The 21,032-nt window shown below is 46.5% G+C and carries 20 protein-coding genes; 19 read left to right on the top strand and 1 reads right to left on the bottom strand.

Features of this window, described 5'->3' with window-relative positions; all coding sequences use genetic code 11:
• The first annotated feature begins 57 nt into the window (after positions 1-57).
• The 11 genes from AC58QD_RS13245 (at position 58) to AC58QD_RS13195 (ending at position 11,200) form a co-directional block, all read left to right on the top strand.
• Positions 58-498, top strand: a complete 441-nt coding sequence (locus AC58QD_RS13245) for a ComEA family DNA-binding protein (protein WP_497333872.1) — start codon at positions 58-60, stop codon at positions 496-498.
• Between the two features lie 76 nt (positions 499-574).
• Positions 575-1,870: a homocysteine synthase gene (locus AC58QD_RS13240; RefSeq protein WP_497333870.1), complete on the top strand. Its 1,296-nt coding sequence runs from the start codon at positions 575-577 to the stop codon at positions 1,868-1,870.
• A gap of 32 nt (positions 1,871-1,902) precedes the next feature.
• A complete protein-coding gene (locus tag AC58QD_RS13235; protein ID WP_497333986.1) occupies positions 1,903-2,421 on the top strand; it encodes a deoxycytidylate deaminase in 519 nt (172 codons plus the stop codon).
• Positions 2,422-2,607: 186 nt separating this feature from the next.
• The gene (locus AC58QD_RS13230) at positions 2,608-5,043 is read left to right on the top strand and encodes a DNA internalization-related competence protein ComEC/Rec2 (protein WP_497333868.1); all 2,436 of its coding nucleotides are present in this window, start codon (positions 2,608-2,610) and stop codon (positions 5,041-5,043) included.
• Between the two features lie 114 nt (positions 5,044-5,157).
• A complete protein-coding gene (locus AC58QD_RS13225; protein ID WP_497333866.1) occupies positions 5,158-5,382 on the top strand; it encodes a hypothetical protein in 225 nt (74 codons plus the stop codon).
• A 20-nt stretch (positions 5,383-5,402) separates the two neighbouring features.
• Positions 5,403-5,723, top strand: coding sequence for a hypothetical protein (locus tag AC58QD_RS13220; protein WP_497333864.1), 321 nt, complete (start codon positions 5,403-5,405; stop codon positions 5,721-5,723).
• A gap of 122 nt (positions 5,724-5,845) precedes the next feature.
• Positions 5,846-6,649: a lipid II flippase Amj family protein gene (locus AC58QD_RS13215; protein ID WP_497333862.1), complete on the top strand. Its 804-nt coding sequence runs from the start codon at positions 5,846-5,848 to the stop codon at positions 6,647-6,649.
• Between the two features lie 146 nt (positions 6,650-6,795).
• Positions 6,796-7,344 carry an RNA polymerase sigma factor gene (locus AC58QD_RS13210; protein WP_497333860.1) on the top strand — a complete coding sequence of 183 codons (549 nt, stop codon included), beginning with the start codon at positions 6,796-6,798 and terminating at the stop codon, positions 7,342-7,344.
• Positions 7,341-8,699, top strand: a complete 1,359-nt coding sequence (locus AC58QD_RS13205) for an anti-sigma factor family protein (RefSeq protein ID WP_497333858.1) — start codon at positions 7,341-7,343, stop codon at positions 8,697-8,699. The genes AC58QD_RS13210 and AC58QD_RS13205 overlap by 4 nt, the downstream gene beginning before the upstream one ends.
• A gap of 261 nt (positions 8,700-8,960) precedes the next feature.
• Complete coding sequence (holA, locus tag AC58QD_RS13200) at positions 8,961-9,974, top strand: DNA polymerase III subunit delta (RefSeq protein WP_497333856.1); 1,014 nt, start codon at positions 8,961-8,963, stop codon at positions 9,972-9,974.
• A 110-nt stretch (positions 9,975-10,084) separates the two neighbouring features.
• Positions 10,085-11,200, top strand: a complete 1,116-nt coding sequence (locus tag AC58QD_RS13195) for an SGNH/GDSL hydrolase family protein (protein WP_497333854.1) — start codon at positions 10,085-10,087, stop codon at positions 11,198-11,200.
• Between the two features lie 75 nt (positions 11,201-11,275).
• On the opposite strand, the gene rpsT is transcribed toward AC58QD_RS13195, so the two are convergent.
• Complete coding sequence (gene rpsT / locus AC58QD_RS13190; RefSeq protein ID WP_497333852.1) at positions 11,276-11,548, bottom strand: 30S ribosomal protein S20; 273 nt, start codon at positions 11,546-11,548, stop codon at positions 11,276-11,278.
• Between the two features lie 232 nt (positions 11,549-11,780).
• On the opposite strand from rpsT, the gene gpr reads away from it, so the two are divergent.
• The 8 genes from gpr (at position 11,781) to lepA (ending at position 20,891) form a co-directional block, all read left to right on the top strand.
• Positions 11,781-12,779, top strand: coding sequence for a GPR endopeptidase (gene gpr, locus AC58QD_RS13185; protein ID WP_497333850.1), 999 nt, complete (start codon positions 11,781-11,783; stop codon positions 12,777-12,779).
• 70 nt (positions 12,780-12,849) lie between these two features.
• Positions 12,850-13,959, top strand: a complete 1,110-nt coding sequence (locus AC58QD_RS13180) for a hypothetical protein (RefSeq protein ID WP_497333848.1) — start codon at positions 12,850-12,852, stop codon at positions 13,957-13,959.
• A 26-nt stretch (positions 13,960-13,985) separates the two neighbouring features.
• Positions 13,986-14,795, top strand: coding sequence for a divergent polysaccharide deacetylase family protein (locus AC58QD_RS13175; RefSeq protein ID WP_497333846.1), 810 nt, complete (start codon positions 13,986-13,988; stop codon positions 14,793-14,795).
• Positions 14,796-14,918: 123 nt separating this feature from the next.
• Positions 14,919-15,707 carry a YheC/YheD family protein gene (locus AC58QD_RS13170; protein ID WP_497333844.1) on the top strand — a complete coding sequence of 263 codons (789 nt, stop codon included), beginning with the start codon at positions 14,919-14,921 and terminating at the stop codon, positions 15,705-15,707.
• A gap of 256 nt (positions 15,708-15,963) precedes the next feature.
• Positions 15,964-17,205, top strand: a complete 1,242-nt coding sequence (gene spoIIP / locus AC58QD_RS13165) for a stage II sporulation protein P (protein WP_497333843.1) — start codon at positions 15,964-15,966, stop codon at positions 17,203-17,205.
• Between the two features lie 12 nt (positions 17,206-17,217).
• Entirely contained in the window at positions 17,218-18,489 is a 1,272-nt protein-coding gene (gene spoIIP, locus AC58QD_RS13160; protein WP_497333841.1) for a stage II sporulation protein P, read from the top strand.
• 32 nt (positions 18,490-18,521) lie between these two features.
• On the top strand, positions 18,522-18,953 hold the full coding sequence (locus AC58QD_RS13155; RefSeq protein WP_497333839.1) for a hypothetical protein: 432 nt from the start codon (positions 18,522-18,524) through the stop codon (positions 18,951-18,953).
• A gap of 123 nt (positions 18,954-19,076) precedes the next feature.
• Positions 19,077-20,891 carry a translation elongation factor 4 gene (gene lepA / locus AC58QD_RS13150; RefSeq protein WP_497333837.1) on the top strand — a complete coding sequence of 605 codons (1,815 nt, stop codon included), beginning with the start codon at positions 19,077-19,079 and terminating at the stop codon, positions 20,889-20,891.
• Positions 20,892-21,032: the final 141 nt, after the last annotated feature.

The following is a 21,032-nucleotide window of genomic DNA, read 5'->3' as shown; positions in this document are numbered from 1 at the left end:
CAAAAATCTGGAAGTCATGCAGCAAAAACATAAAATAGCGCAAATGCGGAGGTTGGGATGAGGAACGTATCACTTGGATGGCAACGATTTGTTAGCTCAGTTGGGCTCATGGCAGTGCTTATAAGTATCATTCTGTACTTAACCAAACCTTGGATCCCCTCTTCCGTGATCGAAGGCTGGCATCTGCGAAACGATGAGCTTCCCATACTTTTTGCCAATTCCGCTGAACCGTCTGAAAAAACAGTCTCAACAACCCCAGAGATTCACAAGCAAGCTCCCGAACAGCAAGGGACTTCCAAACAACTCGATCTCAACAAGGCAACATTGGCTGAGTTAGATGCTCTTCCTGGGATTGGTCCGGCCAAAGCTCAAGCGATCTTAGATTACAGAGTTAAGGTAGGGCAATTCCGTTCTACTGAAGAACTGCTTAAAGTCAAAGGAATAGGCGTCAAAATATTTGAATCAATCAAAGAAATAACTATAGTAGAATTGAAGTGACAATATCTTTCATTTTGTAACTGAATATGCGAAAATAAGGGAGATTCATATAGATGATATAGGGAGGAAAGTGGTCATGACGGAAGAGCGTAAATTATCTTTGGATACATTAGCAGTTCATGCGGGACAAGAGATCGATCCTACAACGATGTCTCGAGCGGTACCAATCTATCAAACTACATCCTATGGCTTCAAGGATGCTGAGCATGCGGCGAATCTGTTCGCATTGAAGGAATTCGGTAACATCTATACTCGGTTAATGAACCCGACTTCAGATGTATTCGAGAAACGTATTGCTGCTCTGGAAGGCGGAGTAGGCGCATTGACAACCGCATCCGGTCAAGCTGCCATTACATATTCAATCTTGAACATTGCTTCTGCCGGGGATGAGATCGTATCTGCATCCAGCTTGTACGGCGGGACTTATAACTTATTTGCTAACACCTTCCCAAAAATGGGAATCAAGGTTACTTTTGTTGATCCAAGTGACCCGGAGAACTTCCGTAAAGCGATAAATGCTAATACCAAGGCGCTATACGCTGAGACCATCGGTAATCCGAAGGGTGATGTATTGGATGTAGAAGCAGTAGCTGCAATTGCACACCAGAACGGAATTCCTCTTATTGTCGACAATACGTTCCCTAGCCCTTACCTGATGCGTCCGATTGAGTTCGGAGCAGATATTGTTGTACATTCGGCAACTAAATTTATCGGCGGACACGGCACTTCGATCGGCGGAGTTATTGTCGATGGCGGCAAATTCAATTGGAAAGAAAGCGGGAAGTTCCCAGGCTTCACGGAGCCAGACCCAAGTTATAATGGACTCGTGTATTGGGATGCGCTTGGTCCAATATCTTATATTATTAAAGCTCGGGTTCAACTCGCAAGAGATATCGGCGCTTCTATCTCGCCTTTTAACTCGTTTTTGCTTCTCCAAGGGTTGGAGACGCTTCACCTGCGTATGGAACGACACAGCTTCAATGCATTGAAGACTGCTCAATTCCTGAAGCAGCACCCATCGGTAGAGTGGGTTAATTATGTCGGTCTGGAAGACCACCCTTCATACAAGCTGGCTCAAAAATACTTGAGTAATGGCCATGGTGCTATTCTTACGTTTGGCATAAAAGGCGGCCTGGAAGCAGGCAAGAAGCTGATCGCGAGTGTCAAGCTGTTCTCTCACCTGGCCAACGTTGGAGATTCCAAATCACTGATCATCCATCCAGCCAGCACAACACACAGCCAACTTCAAGGCGAAAAGTTAGAATCGACTGGTGTAACACCGGGAATGATACGCCTGTCTGTCGGTACGGAGTCAATCGACGATATCCTGTTCGATCTTGACCAAGCGATTCAGGAGAGTCAGCGCGGATGAACGTAAGAGTGACAGGGTCGGATAACGAAGGGATGAAACATCCTCCTCGCAAAGATTGGGATACGTATTTCATGGATATCGCTTATATGGTAGCAACACGCTCGCAGTGTCCAAGGCGTCATGTAGGTGCGGTACTGGTGCAAGGCAAGAAGCTGCTAGGCACCGCTTATAATGGCGCTCCAATGGGCATGCCTGATTGCTCGGAGGAAGGCTGCATGGTTGTAGAAGAGCTGGAGGTACAACAGGTGGACGGAACGGAGACGATGGTAAAGAAACAACGTTGTATCCGAACGATTCACGCTGAGCAGAACCTGCTTCTCTTCACGGACCGGGAAGATCGTGAAGGTTCCACCGTATATGTCACAGATCAGCCCTGTTGGACTTGCGCCAATATGCTGGCCAATAGCGGCATCGTGGAAATTGTATATCACAGGTCTTATCCGAAGGATCAGGACAAAGTATCGAGTATGATGCAGAGAAAAGGCATCGTATTCCGAGCACTGGCCTCTTATGAAGCTCCTCAGGGAATGATTGGGAATGTAACGAACTGAACAAGATGATTGAGGAAGAACCTCTTACCGCTTAGGCGTGAGGGGTTCTTTTTGTGTTTTTAAAATATCAGAAAGTATAAAATTTATCCTTTTCTGATATTTCTTCGCCAAACGGACGCCGCCTTATAGGACGGCAAAGCCGTTTATGCTTGTTTATTGAGATTCAGGCTGTCAGGGGGGAACTAATTGAAGAATAGGCCGATTGTTCGGGCTGCAATTGTATGGGTGTGCGGTTACAGCATTGCTGAATTCGCTGAACTGAATTGGTTAAGCTGGAGGATTGGAGCTGTCGGGATTGTGTTTTGGGCTTTATCAGGAGCCATGAAACCTCTTGGGCACCGTATCTTGGCCTCTATCTTGCTGCTGGTTATCTCTGCATCGTATTATACGGGCTACGATCAACGGAATGAGACGGCCTTAGGGCTTGACATTCCCATCGGTGAAGATCTAAGGGTGAATGGCGTGATTTCATCAACGGTTGATGTGGACGGTGATAAGGTGTCGTTCACGATCCGGGCCAACCCGTATCAGGGGGAGCGTATGCAGGTTTCGATTCGTCTTACTACCCTGGAAGAGCAGACGGCAGCCCGAAGCTGGGGGAGAGGGGATCGTATCCTGTTAACAGGCACTCTCAAAGAGCCTGAGCCTGCTCGTAACTTCGGTGGATTTGATTACAAGCGGTATTTATATTTGAAGCATATCCATTGGTTATTAACCGTTAAGGGTCTAAGCACGGTTGAAGTATCACAGTCAGATGCCGCTTATTGGTCCCCGCTAACCCTGCTACGCTGGAACGATGACACTCGGACGCTCCTTGGCGGCAGATTCGACCTGTTGTTCGAGCCCGTTCATGCAGGATATATGAAAAGTCTGGTGCTCGGTATTCGTGAAGATTTGGATCCAGAGCGGTTTGGGCAATTCTCGAAGCTCGGCTTGACTCACATATTAGCTATATCGGGACTGCATGTTGCTGTATTCGTAACAGGATGTATGGCTATATTGAGACTTCTCGGATTTACACGAGAAAAGACACAAGTTTTAACAATGGTAATTGTGCCTCTCTATACAGCAATTGCTGGCGGTTCACCATCTGTAGTACGTGCAGGTATGATGGCGATGATAGCTTTATATGCTGCAAGAAGAGGCGTGTTGAAGGATGGTCTGCATTTGTTAAGTGCAGTTGCACTCATCATGCTGATTTGGGAGCCCTACTATTTATTTGATGTGAGCTTCCAACTCTCATTTATCGTAACAGCTGGATTAATCATAGGGGTTCCTAGATTCTCGCAATTATTGCCTGTTCGCTCTCCGATACTGAATTCGGCTCTTTCCGTAACTACGGTTGCTCAATTGATCTCCTTCCCCATTTCGATTTACTATTTCAATTCATTCTCCTTGCTTTCCTGGATGGCGAATTTTTTACTTGTACCGTTCATTAGCTTCTTAACCTTACCTTTAGGATCAATAGCGTTAATGCTGTCTTTAGTATGGCTGCAAGGAGGAGCGTGGGTTGCATGGTTGGCAGATGTATGCAATCAGATCACATTCTGGTCTGTGGAGTATGGAGCAGCCATCAACCTTACACAGCAGATCTGGCCAACACCGGCTTTCCTTTGGATTATGGCTTATTTCGCCTTATTAGCTTTTATGTACAAAGCCTGGTCCTATTGGAAAGATAGTAGACGGTTCGGACCTGTTACCGCGGCTGCATGTGTCATGTTAATCTGGCTAACCTATGCCTATACACCGTTCAAAATGGAAAATTCGGGGGACGTAAGCTTCATCGATGTGGGTCAGGGCGATTCAATTCTGGTTCGCTCTCCTCAAGGGAGAGTCATGTTGATTGACGGCGGAGGGACAATCAATTTCCGTAAACCCGGTGAAGAGTGGAAGGAGCGTCGAGATCCTTTCGAAGTTGGGGCGAAGCTTCTTGTGCCACTGCTCAAAAAACGCGGCATCCATACCATCGATTATTTGGTCATTAGTCATCAAGATGCCGATCATATCGGCGGTTTGCAAGCTGTGCTTGAGCAAATTCCGGTCAAAGCAGTACTATTCAATGATTCGTGGAAAGGGAATCCAAGCTCGCAGAAGCTATTAGAAACAGCTATTCAACATGGGGCGCAGCTTATGGGTGGAAGCTCAGGGGCAAAGGTGAAACTCGACAAATATACAGAAATAATAGTTCTGGGACCCGTATCGGAGAGCAAGCAATCACTTGAAATTGTCGATGACCAGAATGGGGAGTCCTTAGTTCTGTGGATGTCTATGTTTAGTTCGCAATTTCTATTCACTGGTGATATTGGAGTCAACCAAGAGCGAGAGTTGATCAGTACTATCTCAGATGAGGCAGCAACTGTCAACAACCGATCAATCGATGTCCTTAAGATCGCCCATCATGGAAGTAAAAGCTCGACTGCTGCGGAATGGCTTGAGTTCTGGAAGCCCCGGAGAACCGTAATAAGTGTCGGGGCTACAAACTCTTATGGGCATCCGAACCCTCAAGTGCTTGAGCGGATAGATTCAGCGGAAGCGGAAATATATCGTACGGACCGTGATGGGGAAGTGGTTTTCCAAGTCACTAAGGAAGGATTGAAGGTAACCCGGAAGTTGATGAAATGAGTCCTTTCTGCTCAAATGGCGATTGGATGAGTTTGGTTAGAATAACTAGGCGTCGTATTTGGAAATCCTTTAGATATTGAAGTTAGGAATATGACTAAATAAAGGGGTATAGCTATGACACTTTGGATTAGTATTGCTGCTATTGCCGCAGTATTGTTGGTGGGGATGGTCTACTCCATGTTCGCGAACAAAAAATTGCAGCGAAGCAATGTTGATGGAGCTGTAAACCATACAACGACAAAACATCCTATTCTGGCAAATCCAATTTTACTGCTGTACGTTTTGTTTCCCTTGGCTGTAATAGTAGTCGTTATGCTGTACGCATTTTATTATTCATAACTATAACCCGGGGGTACAGAATGGATAAAAAAACTTATTATGTTTCCGTTCAGGCGAATACAATTTTGGAAAATGAGGGAGCAGCAGCCTATGAATTTAAAATTCACGCTACTCCAGAAGAAATGAATTTCTTACAAGACATGATGAACGAAAAAATGGAATTTGATGACGCCACGTTCACACGAGCACATCTTCCAGGCATGCCCTATCATCAAGATGTGGAGAATGATGATTATGATGATTCATTAAAGCAAATTTACAAGAAAATATATGAATATGGGGATGAAGCAGCTAAAGAAACAATCGCATCCATGGATTTAGATGAAGTGGGAACTTTATAATTGGTTTGAACGCGAGATCGGCGAACATTTTGCCGATCTTTTTTTGTTTACTTGAATTTATTACCATTTGCTGAGAGAATGAGTGTAGTCTAGTTGTCCGAATTTGCATGCGAGGTGATTGAATGAATGATAAATTGCTCCTTATTCTCCTCTTCACGCTTCTCATAAACGCGATTGAGACTCTCTCCTATGCGGCCAGACTTGCGGGAACCCGCACCGCAAGGCTGGCTAGTGCCTTCTCGTTATTTAATATCATTGTAATCTTCTCGAGAACAGCTAATATGGTGCAGATGGTATTAATTGCTAGTTTAATCGATCGTGCTATGACATCGGGCAGTCTTAATGTGGTAAAAGAACAATTCCATTGGATCATAGGTTCTGCCACACTAGGGACTGTCATTGGAGCTATGTTGATTCCTACGTTTGTTGCTATTTTTGCCAAAGCGATTGAAAGGCTGGAAATAAGCGGCTCTGTTCCTTATTTGATGAAAGAAGCGCTTCAGGCCAAACATCTGGGAGCCGTTAAGCATTACTTTCGCAGTCCGAACCTGCGCATCATCCACAGCTTCCGAATTGGCGGAGTACCGAAGCGTTTGCTGCTGTTGAACACGGTTATCACCGCTATTTATACAGTAGGGGTATTATCAGCTCTGTATGCAGGTTTGCTTAGTCCAGAACGGGCAACGACTTCGACACTTTCATCAGGTATGATTAACGGCATCGCGACAATACTGCTTGCACTTACCATCGATCCGAAGGTAGCCTTACTGACCGACCAGGTGCTATCCGGCAAGAAGAGAGGCTCGCAAATGAGTCATATGGTGCTTATGCTTGTTTGTTCCCGTTTTCTTGGGACCGTTTTGGCGCAATTCCTATTCTACCCTGGGGCGCGATGGATCGAATGGATGACTCAGTTTTTCGTATGAAAAATTAAGGTATAATTAATGTTTTGATTACCTGATTTCTGTTAAAATGGATGGAGCGTTCGACGGAATATTGAATAAGTTTATAAAAGTGTGCAACCTTTTTCCTATTAGATACGTTTAAAAAGTTGCAAGAAAGGGGGAACCTTGTGGTAGCGAAGGAATTGATTACTGCTGCCCAATCGGGCGATCGCGACGCTCTTATAACCCTATTGCGAGAGATAGAATCCCATATCTATCGTACTGCCTTCTACATTCTAGGCAATGAGCAGGATGCGAAGGATGCGGCTCAGGAAGCGCTCATTCGGGTCTACACCAAAATTAACTCTTATGAGGAAAAAGCCCTATTCAAGACATGGGTGCAACGGATCGTTACGAATATTTGCATTGACAAATTTCGTAGAACGAAGTCGACCGTTTCCATTGAAGAGCATGATTTGGTGTTCTCAGGATCTCAGGATGTTGAAGAAGAAATTTTATCAACATATGTTGCCAAAGATATACAAGAGGCGATCGACAAACTCCCTGAGCATCATCGAGCAGTCGTCGTATTGAGATACTTACAGGACTTTTCCTACAATGAAATTGCAGATTCACTCGATTTGCCGCTCAATACGGTCAAATCCTACCTTTTCAGAGCGAGACAACAATTGCAACTATTACTCCGTGATTATCAGAAAGGTGGTGTGCGGGGATGACATGTCAAGAGGCGGTGGAATTGATGCAGCGTGATCTGGATCACGATCTAAGCGATTCGGAGCGCCAAACCATGTTGGTTCATATGAGCCGATGTTCGGAATGTGCGGATGTATATTCCCGGCTACAACAGCTTTCTCTCGATCTGGCCAACATTCCTAAAGTGTTACCTCCTTACAGTCTGGTCGATTCTATTCTGCCTCGACTCGAGGAGATTGACCGCCTAAGAATCCAAGAAACGACTGAGGAGCACTTAAGTGCGGCTAGTCAGCGTGCTTCAACTGTTCAACCCCTGTATGGAAGAGGCTGGTTGAGAAGATTGCGTCAATCGTTCCCGCTAAGTGCTATTGGCGGTGTGGTGGCCGCAGGAATTATACTAACGCTCTTTATAACGAATCAAGATAGTGTGTCGCAAAAGAAAAATGCGGATTCATCCTTGATGAATCACGAGATGGCAGCTAGCTCAGCGAATCAATCGGATAAGCTGAAGCAAACAACCAGCGCTGGTTCTGGATCTGATACTAAGATGGATGTGCCCAACGCTCAGACAATGATTGCTCCAACTTCAGATTCAACCGTGAGCAAAGAGGCGAAGGATGAGGAGATTGCTTCCGCTCCCCCCGAGGAAACTCCAAGTCCGAACCAGTTGAAGTCGATTGCGCCTTCTAGTGCAGTGAGCACGAACTCGGCTTCCAACGGCACACAGCAGGTTCAAAGGAACACAACACAAGGTGCGACAGAATCGACAGAAGAGAACGGTGTTCCTAAGGACAACGAGAACCCGACTTCGACTTCTGACCTTGCGGATGCTGGCGCAGCGTCGAATTCGACCGCTGACACATATGGCCCGCAGGCTCAAATGGAGAAAGGCGATAAGGATCGGATGGGAGTTTCGGCAGGGTCGACGGACAACAACAAAGCGACTGATACAACTGAACCTTCACCGAAGAGTGCGGATTCTCAGATGCAGCCTAGTCCGACTCCGAGTCCAAACGCACTAGTACCGCCTTTAAGCGGTAAGCTGCCTGGCAGCGGCTATGAGAGCAGCTCGATTATGGGAATGATTAAGGCTGATGTACATCGTCTGGAGTCACCCGATCAATTAAGTGTCGCAATCTATAATGCGGATACGAAGAGAGTCACCATTGTGAAGAAGTCGGACGAGAATCATATTCTCTACACCTCGGGGTATCAATGGTCTGACAAGGATCATATAACTCTGGATGTCTGGAAGTCAAACTCTCAACTATCCTATACGGTTACACAAGGTGAAGTCCGCAAATCGTTCATCATTGATCTAACGACAAAGACTGAAACGTGTGAAACTTCTGCTTGCGACGTCGGAACAGCCAAATAAATATTAAGCGAACGGTATGCACACAATGTCAGTCGGAGCGTATATTAAAGTAACAGATCATTAAACGTTCAACTCCGCCTGACAGCGTATGATCGCAGGCCGGGAGTGCCTAGGACTCCTCGGCTCGTGTTTATATAGATGTGCTGGGACAAAGGGATGATGTCGAAATCTTCGGATTTTGACGTGATCCCTTTGTTTTTGTTAAAATATCAGGAAGCACGGAGGAAGAGATGATCGGTTTAGAAGGATGGGTGTTGAAGGATGGATTACAAAACGGCTTCTAAAGAAATTTCGAAAGGGAGCGCACGGTCTATATACATATGCTATGGTCCAGAACGTTATATGCTGCAAGAGTTCATTCAATTCATAATGGACAAGCTGATCGACCCTAGTGAGCGGGATTTTGCTGTATCAAGATACGATCTGTCTGAGACAAGCTTAAGCAACGTGTTAGAGGATGCGCAGACGCCTCCATTCATGGCAGAGAAAAAGATAGTTATAGCGAAGAATGCCAGTTTTCTTACCGGGGCGAAGGACAGCTCCAAGGTAGAGCACAATACGGATCATTTAATGGATTATTTAAAAGCCCCTGCTGACTTCTCCGTACTCTTGCTCCTAGTCGACGGCGATAAGCTGGACGAACGGAAAAAGCTAGTAAAAGCTTTGAAAGAATGCTCTATTTCTTTTCCGGCCTTGTCTGCGGAAGATTTGCTGCTGTGGGTCAAACGTCAAGCGGCTAGTGTTTCCATCAGCTTTGCCGAAGGGGCTGCCGATCAATTGGTGTTATACGGGGGTGCCAATCTGCAGAACTTATCTGCTGAGATTGAGAAATTATCACTCTATGTTGGGAAAGATGGAGTTGTGACAGGAGACATCATTGAAAGTCTTGTTACCCCAAACACCGAGCAGAATGTATTTATCTTAATAGAAGATATCGTCAGATTGCGTCTGAAGCGGGCATTCACGATCTTGCACGAGTTGATCAAGCAGAAAGAAGAACCCGTCAAGTTAATGCTCCTTATAACGAGACAGTTCCGAATCATTTTGCAAGTGAAAGAGATGTCGCGTCAAGGCTACTCGCAACAGCAATTAGCAGGGCAGCTTGGCTTGCACCCTTATGCTGTGAAGATAGCCGCAGAGCAAGGAGCTAATTATAAGGATGAGCAGCTTACCCGGATTATTTCGGAATTGGCTGATTTGGACTATAAGATGAAGACCGGGAAGATCGACAAAGTGCTTGGCCTTGAACTCTTTCTATTACAATTAGCTGCATGACACAATCTGGCCGATGAACTATCGGTCAGATTTTTTGATATTGACAATAATGTCTGCTTGCCTACAAACTAGGAGCTAGGACGAATTCTTATAGGAAGAGGGAAAAATCTATGGCAGAGCAAGGAAGTGCGAAACGCGTACAAGATCTAGATCCTAATATGCGGTTGGATCAACAGTTTAACGTTCCGATAAGATGGATGTCTCCGGAGGAAGCACCGATTCAACTTGTAGGCTTCCCATGGCTCCAACAGGAAGGATTGTACAGAAGGCTGCCGCAGTCGCCAACACACCAAATCCCGGCTGCAGTTGATCAGCTTGCCAACTGTACATCAGGGGGGCAAATTCGGTTTCAGACTACTTCAGCTAAGCTGTTCATTAAGGTAGAACTAGCCGGAGCATCCGATATGTACCATATGCCGGCAACCGGCCAATCCGGGTTCGATTGTTACATCGGGGGACCTGGGGAACAGAAGTACATAAGCACCACACGATTTGATCACAATCAAGCCAGTTATTCCGTGCAATTGTTCGATCTATCTCAGCTGGATACCCAGATGCGAATGATCACTTTGAATTTTCCACTGTACCAAGGGGTCCGGAAGGTTGAGATCGGATTAGAGCCCGATACGGAACTAGCTGCCCCTGCACCCTTTAGAGATGACCGTAGAGTGATTGTGTACGGCACTTCAATTACTCAGGGCGGCTGCGCAGCCAGACCTGGCATGTCTTATACGAATATATTAAGCCGATACATCAATCATGAATTTATTAATCTCGGGTTCTCCGGGAATGGGAGAGGCGAACCAGAGCTTGCCCATATCATCTCGCAGATTGAGCGGCCTGCTCTACTCGTTCTTGATTATGAAGCCAATATAGGGGAACCGGCGAAGCTGCAAGAGACCTTACCTGAGTTCATCCGTATTTACAGAGAAACCCACTCTGATATCCCGATTCTTGTGCTTTCCAGAATTCGTTATGCCAAAGATCGATTTGATGCCGCACTTGCCAAACAGTGTGACGACCGAAGAGAGATAGCTCGTCATACGGTTCAAGTGTATCAGGATGCTGGTGATTCTAATATAGAGTTCTACGATGGCGCTGATCTTCTCGGAGATGACTATGAAGAGTGCACAGTGGATGGGGTTCATCCTACGGACCTCGGATTTATTAGAATGGCCAATGGATTACACCCTTTGCTAAGACGATTGTTGAAGCTGGACCAATAAAGAAGACCTAAAAAAAGTCCTCTGCAACCCGCTTAGAGCGGGAATGCAGAGGACTTTTTGTGTCTGATTACAAGCTTAGGCTTGTGCAGAAATCGAGTTGAACAATTTCGCCAGACGGGATTTTTTGCGGGCTGCAGCATTTTTATGAATCAATCCTTTGGTGACTGCCTTGTCAAGCTTCTTGGTAGCAGCAACTAGGGTTTCTTTCATGGATTCTACGTTTTGGCCCGCAGCAGCGGTTTCGAACGATTTCACTGCAGTGCGAAGTGCAGATTTCTGAGATGCGTTCAGAAGGCGACGCTTGTCATTTGTCTTTACACGTTTAATTGCGGATTTAATGTTAGGCATTGTGTTCACCTCCTTAAAGACTTTGCGGGGCAAAGCAACTTCATACAACTTTATTGCTAAACGGTCCACATTTCTAAAGCACAACTTTAGATATTCTAGCACGACAAGCATTAAATTGCAATACAAACGACATACATAAGACTTTTGCGATGAGCATATGTGAATAACACAATCCGCTTGTTGGCAACCTATTATGGAAATTCTATTGGTTAGGAAGGAGCTTGAATTCACTATGGAAGACCAATCATTATATATGAACCGGACGGACTTGGCCCTAGAAGCCAAAGAACTAGCCTCAAAAACATTGGGGAATAACATCCCGGGTGTTCAAACAGAAACGATCGAGGACGAGGACTACATTCTCACAAAGATGGATATCCAGAACCAAATGGGAGCGAATGCAGTAGGTAAAATGATCGGTCATTACATTACGATGGAAGTGCCCAAACTAAGAGACAAGGATTCGGATCTGCAGGACCGGGTGGCGACGCTATTCGCTCAGGAGTTCTCCAAATTTCTGGACAAGCTCGGGATTTCCAAAGATGCCAAGGTGCTAATTGTTGGGCTCGGCAACTGGAACGTTACCCCTGACGCACTTGGACCGCTTGTCGTGGAGAACGTAATGGTTACTCGTCACTTCTTCGAGATCATGCCGGATCAGGTGAGCCCAGGTTATCGTCAGGTAAGTGCAGTTGCTCCGGGGGTACTTGGAATTACGGGGATTGAAACTAGCGAGATTGTGCAGGGGATTGTGGACAAATCCAAGCCAGATCTCGTTATCGCAATCGACGCATTGGCTTCCAAGGCTCTGGAGCGGGTGAATACAACGATTCAGATTGCAGATACGGGAATTCATCCGGGTTCCGGAGTAGGAAACAAGCGGAAAGGGCTGACCAAAGAATTCCTTGGGGTGCCTGTCATAGCGATTGGTGTACCGACCGTGGTTTATGCCTCTACAGTTGTGAACAGCACGATGGATATGATGATTCAGCATTTCAAGAAAGAGACAAACGCCACTCAGGCCATATTCGGGATGCTGGATGGGATGGAAGAGAACCAGAGACTGCAAATGGTAAAAGAAGTGCTGAGCCCGGTTGGTCACGATCTGCTCGTTACGCCCAAGGATATCGACCAATTCATTGAAGATACAGCCAATATTATCGCCAGTGGTCTGAATGCGGCGCTGCACGAGGCGATCGACCAAGATAATGTTGCGGCTTATACTCATTAAAATGAGGAAAAGTCGGTTAAGAGCAGCCCGTATCTTAATGGTTCTAAGTTTCTGCATGATGCTGATCTTTGTGACAGATCGTACTGCTGTCGTTGAAGCTGGTGCGCAAGGATTGAACAATGAGGTTCACTTCCAATTAGTTGTACGTTCCAGTGAAAATGCCGATCGAGAGAGCTCAATAGAAGTGAACGATCCTAAATGGAGTAAAGCCTGGAATAAAAAAAGTGAATCCGTGCCTGCATTGTCGCAGGAAGAGTTACTCGAAGTAATACTGCCATTGTCAGATGTGGAGCTTAAGGTTATGGGCAGCGACGGAGAGACGTTGAGGTTAAATTTGGTACCGCCATCTAACCTTGTGGAACTAGGCACAGGGAAACAGTGGAGCTTGAATGAATCTTCCTTCAAGCTGCTCATGGATAAAGTGAGACAATTACGGGCGCAACATTATGGGACTTTATTAAGCTGGGAAGAGGCAGAGATGAAGATGCCCCGGAAAAGTGTCGTTCAAGTGACTGATTTGGAGACAGGCCTATCCTTTCGGGTTCAGCGCAGAGCAGGGAGTCAGCATGCGGATGTGCAGCCTATGACAAAGGCTGACACCGCTATTATGAAACAAATCTATGGCGGTGAGTGGAGTTGGAAGCGGCGGGCGATCATAATCAGCACAGATAATAACGATCGTCTGGCAGCATCTATGCATGGAATGCCGCATGGAGGAGACGGAATTCCGAATAATGATTTCTCCGGGCACTTCTGCATCCACTTTCTCGACAGCACGACTCATAAGTCTGATTCCACCGATCTGCCTCATCAATTGATGGCATACAAAGCAGCTGGGAGGCTCTATTCTTATCTTGAATCAGTCCCTCCTGATATTCTGGCCGCAAGCTTCCTCGAGGGTGTGAACCAACATGACGCATCTATAATTAGCTATGCAGGTCAAGGATTACCCGCAGCTGCTAGGGAGTCGTTTCTTCAACAACTTGGTCCTTTGACATTATTGAAATTGGACAAACAGCAACCCGCTGTTAGGAGCAAGGGGGAATTAGAGAAAGAAGTTGAATTGACGGCGTTAGTTGCGCGGAGAGGGAAGAAACCAGTCAGAGGAACATTTGCTTTCCAGCTTGTTCGAAAGTCCATGGATTCGCCTTGGCGAATATCTGATATCCGAATGCGCTAATAATAGAAAAGGAGTCGATCCGATTCATGAAATTGTCTCGAAGAACACAGCTAGCGGGACTAGCCGTTTTTCTTACAGCAATGACGATCTTCACAGCAGGAGTGCCAAATGCCGCATCAGCTTCTGGACGAAAAGCATTAACGGAGGGAAGCTCTGCTGCAACCGGACAAGTCGCCATAGTAATCGACGATTTCGGGAATAACATGGGCGGAACGGACTTGATGATGGAATTGAAGATCCCGATCACAGTTGCCGTCATGCCATTCCTGCCAACAAGTCAGAAAGATGCAGAATGGGCGCATAAGGCTGGTCATGAGGTTATTGTACATTTGCCGATGGAACCGTTACGGGGTAAGAAAAGCTGGTTGGGGCCAGGTGCAATCACGACAGATTTGACGGATGAGCAAATTCGCCAAAAAGTGAATGAAGCGATTGATAACGTGCCCCACGCGATTGGAATGAACAATCATATGGGCTCCAAAGCCACCTCCGACGCACGTGTTGTTAGAATTGTACTTGAGGTATGCAAGGAGCGCGGATTGTTTTTCTTAGACAGCAAAACAAACTATCGGAGCGTAATCAAGAAAGTCGGTCAGGAATTAGGTGTCCCAGTTGTAGAGAATGACCTTTTTCTTGATGACATAGCCAGTCAAATCCATGTAAAAAAACAGTTGAGAAAAATAGTTACCTATCTGAATGATGATAAACGCTGTATTGCGATTGGACATGTAGGCATAACTGGGAAGCATACAAGCACGGCACTGCAAGATTCCATTCCGGAGCTGTCCAAACAGTTCCAATTCGTGAAGCTCACAACGTTTCTGCCTCAGCCATAGTGTACCCATTGTTGGATTAGTCTGTTGATCATCAGGTCATTCGCACTTACGTTTGTCCTTCCCCTTGCATAGCATGAACGATGATAGCCCGTACAGGGCTCATCGGAAGGGGAGAAAGGATGAGTGAGCATTCAACGTGTGAACAGCAAGTGGCGTAAGACAGCAGTTCTTATGGCAGACCGCAGGACTCGGCCTTATGTACCGGTAACCTATAAGTTATCCTCCTCCAGACTTAGCAGGATGCTGAAACGCTTCGGGATGGTATATGTGAAGCCGAGCCAGGGCTGTCACGGGAACGGGGTTATGCGGTTGGAGCGAAGGGGAAACGACCGGTATTCGTTGCATTCGGGTGCGCGTAAAAGGCAATTCTCGTTTTACAGCAGGCTATATTCGTCGCTTCAAAAGGCCAGGAGCAGCCACAGATTGCATCTGGTACAACAAGGGATTCATCTACTGCGTCACAGAGGTCGTCGATTCGATATCAGGGTGATGGTACAGCAAACCCCTAAGCATAATTGGGAAACGACAGGGATGTTAGCTAGAACGGCCCATCCTAGCCGAACAGTGACGAACTGCCATAACGGGGGGAAGGTTGAATCGCTCAAAACCATATTCCCGCAATCAGGAACCAGATCCGTGGTACGCAGGAAACTGAATCGACTGGGAATGTCCACAGCGCGGGTCATGCTTCGCAGGTACAAGGGAATTAAAGAAATAGGACTAGACGTAGGGCTAGACCATTCCTTGCATCCCTGGATCATTGAAGTGAACACGAGTCCGGATCCCTTCTTATTCAAGAAGCTGAAGAGTCATAAGACATTCCGCAAAATATACAGCTATGCGCAAGCTTTTGGCAAATACCCTTCGAAACGCTTCAAACGTTCTGTTCGTTCTAAGCGAAGAATTCGTTAATAAGCCATATTTGTGACCTGACGGTGAGTGAAGAGCCGATCAGGTTTTTTGCTGTTCCCATCATGCTTCAATTCCAATCTATGAGAGTTTTACAGATTTGCAATAGACAGACTGAAGTCACTCATTCTCAGGTCAGGTGCAATCCAACTTGGATTATTTGTGGACATGAAGTTCTATGCGGGCTCGCTTTTTCATAGATTGAGAGTAGCTAGATTCACAGAACAGAATTTGCTCTTTCTTAGGAGGTATGTGAAATATGAAATGGGTTGTAGCCACTTTGAATTTAAGCCGAGTAAACCGTACGTTCCGCAAAGTACGTTCAATGAGTCGATTGATGTCCTTGCTTGCAGTAGGGACTCTCGCATGTTTTTTGTTTTCGGGACTTTTAACAATGGCTCAGAACAAAGGCAACGCTTCCTCCATCTCTTCCATGAAAGGAATGGCAGCTAACTTATCACTGTCCTTTTTTCTGGACATGGTTGCAATGGAGATGCCGTTTTTACATAATAACGCAGCAAAACACTCCCTATCACCAGGGAATACAGCCCATTTCCTTATCCGATATGCAACCAATATCAACATGCACGACCCTAAGAGCTTGATGGCTGCAGAGCTCCCTGGACTAGCAAATGAAACGAGCGCGCTTTTGTATTCGGGACAAGCAACGAAAATAACCGATTCCCCAGCGGATTTCATGCCTTCCCCTCAAGCGATCCAACCCGCACCGACTAATAATGGGAACTCAGAAACAGGACAAGGATCAAGTCAAGGGCAAATCGGCGGAATAAATACTGGAACAGGCACGCAAGGAGGAAGCTCAGGAGGTTCACCGACGGCGCCGGAACAGTCGAAGCAACCCAAAGTATTCATTTATCACTCCCATAACCGTGAATCCTTTCTTCCCGAGCTGAAATCAAGAGGAATTAAGGATCCAGACTCCGCTTACGACACCGATGTCAATATTACGCTGGTTGGAAAACGGCTGAAGGATAAGCTTGAGGGGTTAGGCGTCCCTTCTCTTCAATCAGAGGCGGATTATCCATCCACGGTCAAAGGGTTCAACTATGCCAAATCTTACGCTTACTCAGCCAAAACCGTAGAAACGGCGATGGCAGACAATAAAGAGCTCGGCATGATATTTGATATCCATAGAGATTCCTTGAGTCGCGATAGGACGACGATCAAGATCGACGGCAAAGATTATGCACAGGTGTACTTTATTGTCGGTATGAAAAATGCTTCGTGGAAGCAAAATTCAGAGTTTGCCAATCGCATCCATACTTTACTGGAACAACGGTACCCAGGAATTTCTCGAGGTGTATACGCTAAAGCGTCACAAGGGAATGGAGAGTACAACCAGCACTACTCACCGAATAGCATCTTGATGGAGATTGGCGGGCCTTATAATGCTCTGGACGAGATGTACCGCACTGCTGATCTGTTGGGGGACATCATAGCGGAAATGATCAAACAAGCGGAACAAGCCGAGAAGGTCTAGGAGGGGAATGACATGCGAAAATCGGGCTGGTTGTCAGGTATAAACGGGTATTGGCGGGCTGGAGAAGGAATCCGGACGGCCTTCGGAGTGTATATGGCTATGACCTTCCTGCTGTTCATCCTGCTTGGCTTCTTGGGAATCTGGCTAGCGCAAGAAGGAGGAAGCCGGACATCGCCTTCTATGCAAAAGCTTGCTTCATCCGTGGTTCAGCCCTTTTTCATTGATCTTGTAAGTCTGGAGGTGCCGAACATGAGGCAGAATACTAATGGGAGCTCGACATTTGCAGGCAAGCGTGTTCTCGGCTTCTTGTCAGGGATGTTGCTGCAAGTGAATCCTATTCATCCGCAATCTTTGCTTGCTGGGGAATTACGTTGGCTATCGAGGGATTCCGATAGCGTTGGAAATGAGAGTGAAACTAATCTTACCGCTGCTCGCACACCAGGTCCTTCACCCAATAAGGAGACGGAAGCTCCACCCAATGCGATACAACCAACCCCTACAGATTTAGCGCCGACTCCAACTTCAACACCTATAGTAGAAGCAACCACGAAACCAGTGACTGGTTCGATTAGCCAACTCTCCAATCAAGGGAAAGCTGTATTAATCTATCACTCCCATCCGCGAGAGTCATGGGTGCCGGAGCTGCAAGCTAAATCATTGAATGAAGCGGAAAGTGCCGATAAGAACATTACATTAGTAGGTAAAAGATTGGCTGAGCAGCTTGAGCGTGCCGGGATCGGAGCGGTGCATTCAAATAAGGACTATAAGAACGAGGTGCCGGCCTACAATTGGAATTTTTCCTACAAATATTCCTTGCAAACGGTCCAGGAAGCTTTTGCCGTCCATGAGAATTTGAAGTTTGTATTCGACATCCATAGGGACTCTCCTCCTGGTCTTCCATCGAATGCGCGCGAGATTACAACCGCGTCAATAGGCGGTCAGGATTATGCTAAGGTGTATTTCATTGTTGGCAAGAAGAACGAGAATTGGGAACAAAATCAAGCTTTTGCCAAACAAATCCATGATCGATTGCAAACGGAATACCCTGGAATCTCACGAGGGATCATGGACAAAGGAACAGGCGGACATGGGGAATACAACCAGTCTATCTCTCCTAACAGCATGCTCATAGAGGTAGGCGGGGCTTACAACACACTTGATGAATCGTATAGAACGGCAGATGTATTAGCCAAAGTGATTGCCGATCTGTTCTGGAATGCTGAAAAAGTGAACGGCACTGTATCGGCAAATGCGCCCGTTAAATCTCTAGGAGCAGCCGGTTAAAATTCATCTTATCTTGTGAGGAGCTGATCTTGATGTCTCGTTATACATTAACTTTGTTTGGATTGCTTCTGATGGCTGGCTTCGGAATGTTTTTCGGAATCGAGATCGCCACAAGAGGGATGGAACAAATACAAGGACCGCTCACAAATGATCACAGACAACAAGGGATAGATCCTGTATCATCTAATTACAGCTCTGGCACACAGCCCAACCGCAATTTAGTGAACCCAACTCCAAAGCCTACACCGTTGACCAGTAATCGCGTTCAAAACTCCACAACAGGGGCGAATGGAATGATTACATCTCCTGCACCTACAAGCGCTCCGATCGGCTCTGGATTACCTACCGGATCTGGAGATTCAAGTGTGAATCGGGTTGGTAACGGGATCGGAGATTTGCTGCAAGGTGCGGCACACCAGACGATTCGTACCGTAGTCGGTGTTTTCGATGGACTGATTAATTGAGCAGTCTTCTGCATTGCTCCGCCCCATTCTACTGTCGGATTCCTGATGCCCGATCCCGAATACATTGCTGTGTGGTTCTTATACTGGTATAATGAAAAGTATTTGATACGCAGGGGGATCATCATGTCCGATCGTTTGAACAGACAGACCAAAATTCGCAACTTCAGCATTATTGCCCATATCGATCATGGTAAATCTACATTGGCTGATCGGATTCTTGAATATACCGGCGCATTAACCTCTCGAGAGATGCAGGAACAGGTGCTGGATAAGATGGATTTGGAGCGGGAACGGGGCATCACGATTAAGCTGCAGGCAGTCCGTCTGACCTATCGCGCCGATGACGGTGAAGATTATATTTTGAACTTAATTGATACACCAGGACATGTCGACTTCACCTATGAAGTATCCAGAAGTATGGCGGCTTGCGAAGGCGCACTGCTTGTTGTGGATGCTGCGCAAGGAATAGAAGCCCAGACATTGGCGAACGTATATCTTGCTCTGGATAACAATTTGGAGATACTGCCTGTAATCAACAAAATCGATCTGCCGAGCGCAGACCCAGAGCGGGTTAAGAACGAAATCGAGGAAGTAATAGGCTTGGATGCCAGCGAGGCTGTTCTTGCTTCGGCCAAGGCCGGTATCGGCATCAAAGAAATATTGGAACAAGTCGTGCAGAAGGTTCCGGCACCAACCGGACAGGAAGACCAACCATTAAAAGCGCTGATCTTCGACTCCCATTACGATGCCTATAAAGGGGTTATTGTGTATGTGCGTGTGGTCGACGGTACGATTCGCAAAGGGACACAAATCCGTTTCATGGCAACTAATGCTACATTCGACGTTATTGAGGTTGGCGCATTCAAACCAAGCATGACTGTTGTGGATGAACTGACTATCGGAGACGTTGGCTTCGTTGTTGCAGGAATTAAGAACGTTAAAGATACTCGCGTAGGGGATACCATTACAGAAGCCAAACGTCCCGCTGCAGAGCCATTGCCAGGTTACCGTAAGATTAATCCGATGGTCTATTGCGGACTGTACCCAATCGAGACATCGGACTACAACGATTTACGTGAGGCATTGGAAAAGCTTGAGTTAAATGACGCTTCCTTGAAATATGAACCTGAGACTTCCTCCGCACTAGGATTCGGATTCCGTTGCGGCTTCCTGGGATTGCTTCATATGGAGATCATTCAGGAGCGGATCGAGCGTGAGTTCAACATTCCGATGATAACGACAGCTCCGAGCGTTATATTCAAAGTAACGCTGACGAATGGTGAAGTGCTCAGTATTGACAATCCTTCCAACTATCCAGAAACGGGTAAAATCGATTATGTAGAAGAGCCGTATGTAAAAGCATCGATTATCGTGCCTAACGATTATGTGGGCGCCATTATGGAGCTTTGCCAAGGGAAGCGCGGGGAGTTCATCAACATGGAGTATCTCGATACGACGCGTGTTACTCTGACTTACGACATGCCGCTGTCCGAGATCGTATACGATTTCTTCGACCAGTTGAAGTCGAGCACCAAAGGATATGCTTCCTTTGACTATGTCGTATCCGGGTACAAACGCTCCAACTTGGTCAAAATGGATATATTGCTCAACAATGAGCAAGTTGATGCCTTGTCCTTCATCGTTCACCGGGATCGTGCATACAACCGGGGACGTATTATATGTGAAAAGCTGAAGGATATTATTCCTCGGCAAATGTTCGAAGTGCCGATTCAAGCGGCAGTCGGTCAGAAGGTTGTAGCCCGTGAGACGGTCAAAGCGATGCGCAAGAACGTTCTTGCCAAGTGTTACGGCGGTGACATCTCGCGTAAGCGTAAGCTACTGGATAAGCAGAAGGAAGGTAAGAAGCGCATGAAGCAGGTGGGTAGCGTAGAGGTTCCGCAGGAAGCCTTTATGGCGGTTCTGAAGATCGACGAGTAGGCTGGGGCAGAGCAGAAAGAGCATAATGTCGATAACCGTTCCGAGTTTGAAGGGCCTCCGCGCTCCGTTGTAGCCGTGTTTCCTTGATTGTAATATTATACGATGGATGAAACACGGCTACAAAAGTCGCCACTCCGGCTC

It is taken from the genome of Paenibacillus sp. J2R1T-4, assembly GCF_059692235.1.
The sequence above is the reverse complement of the archived record's forward strand: the minus strand, read 5'-3'. Positions and strand labels throughout refer to the sequence as shown.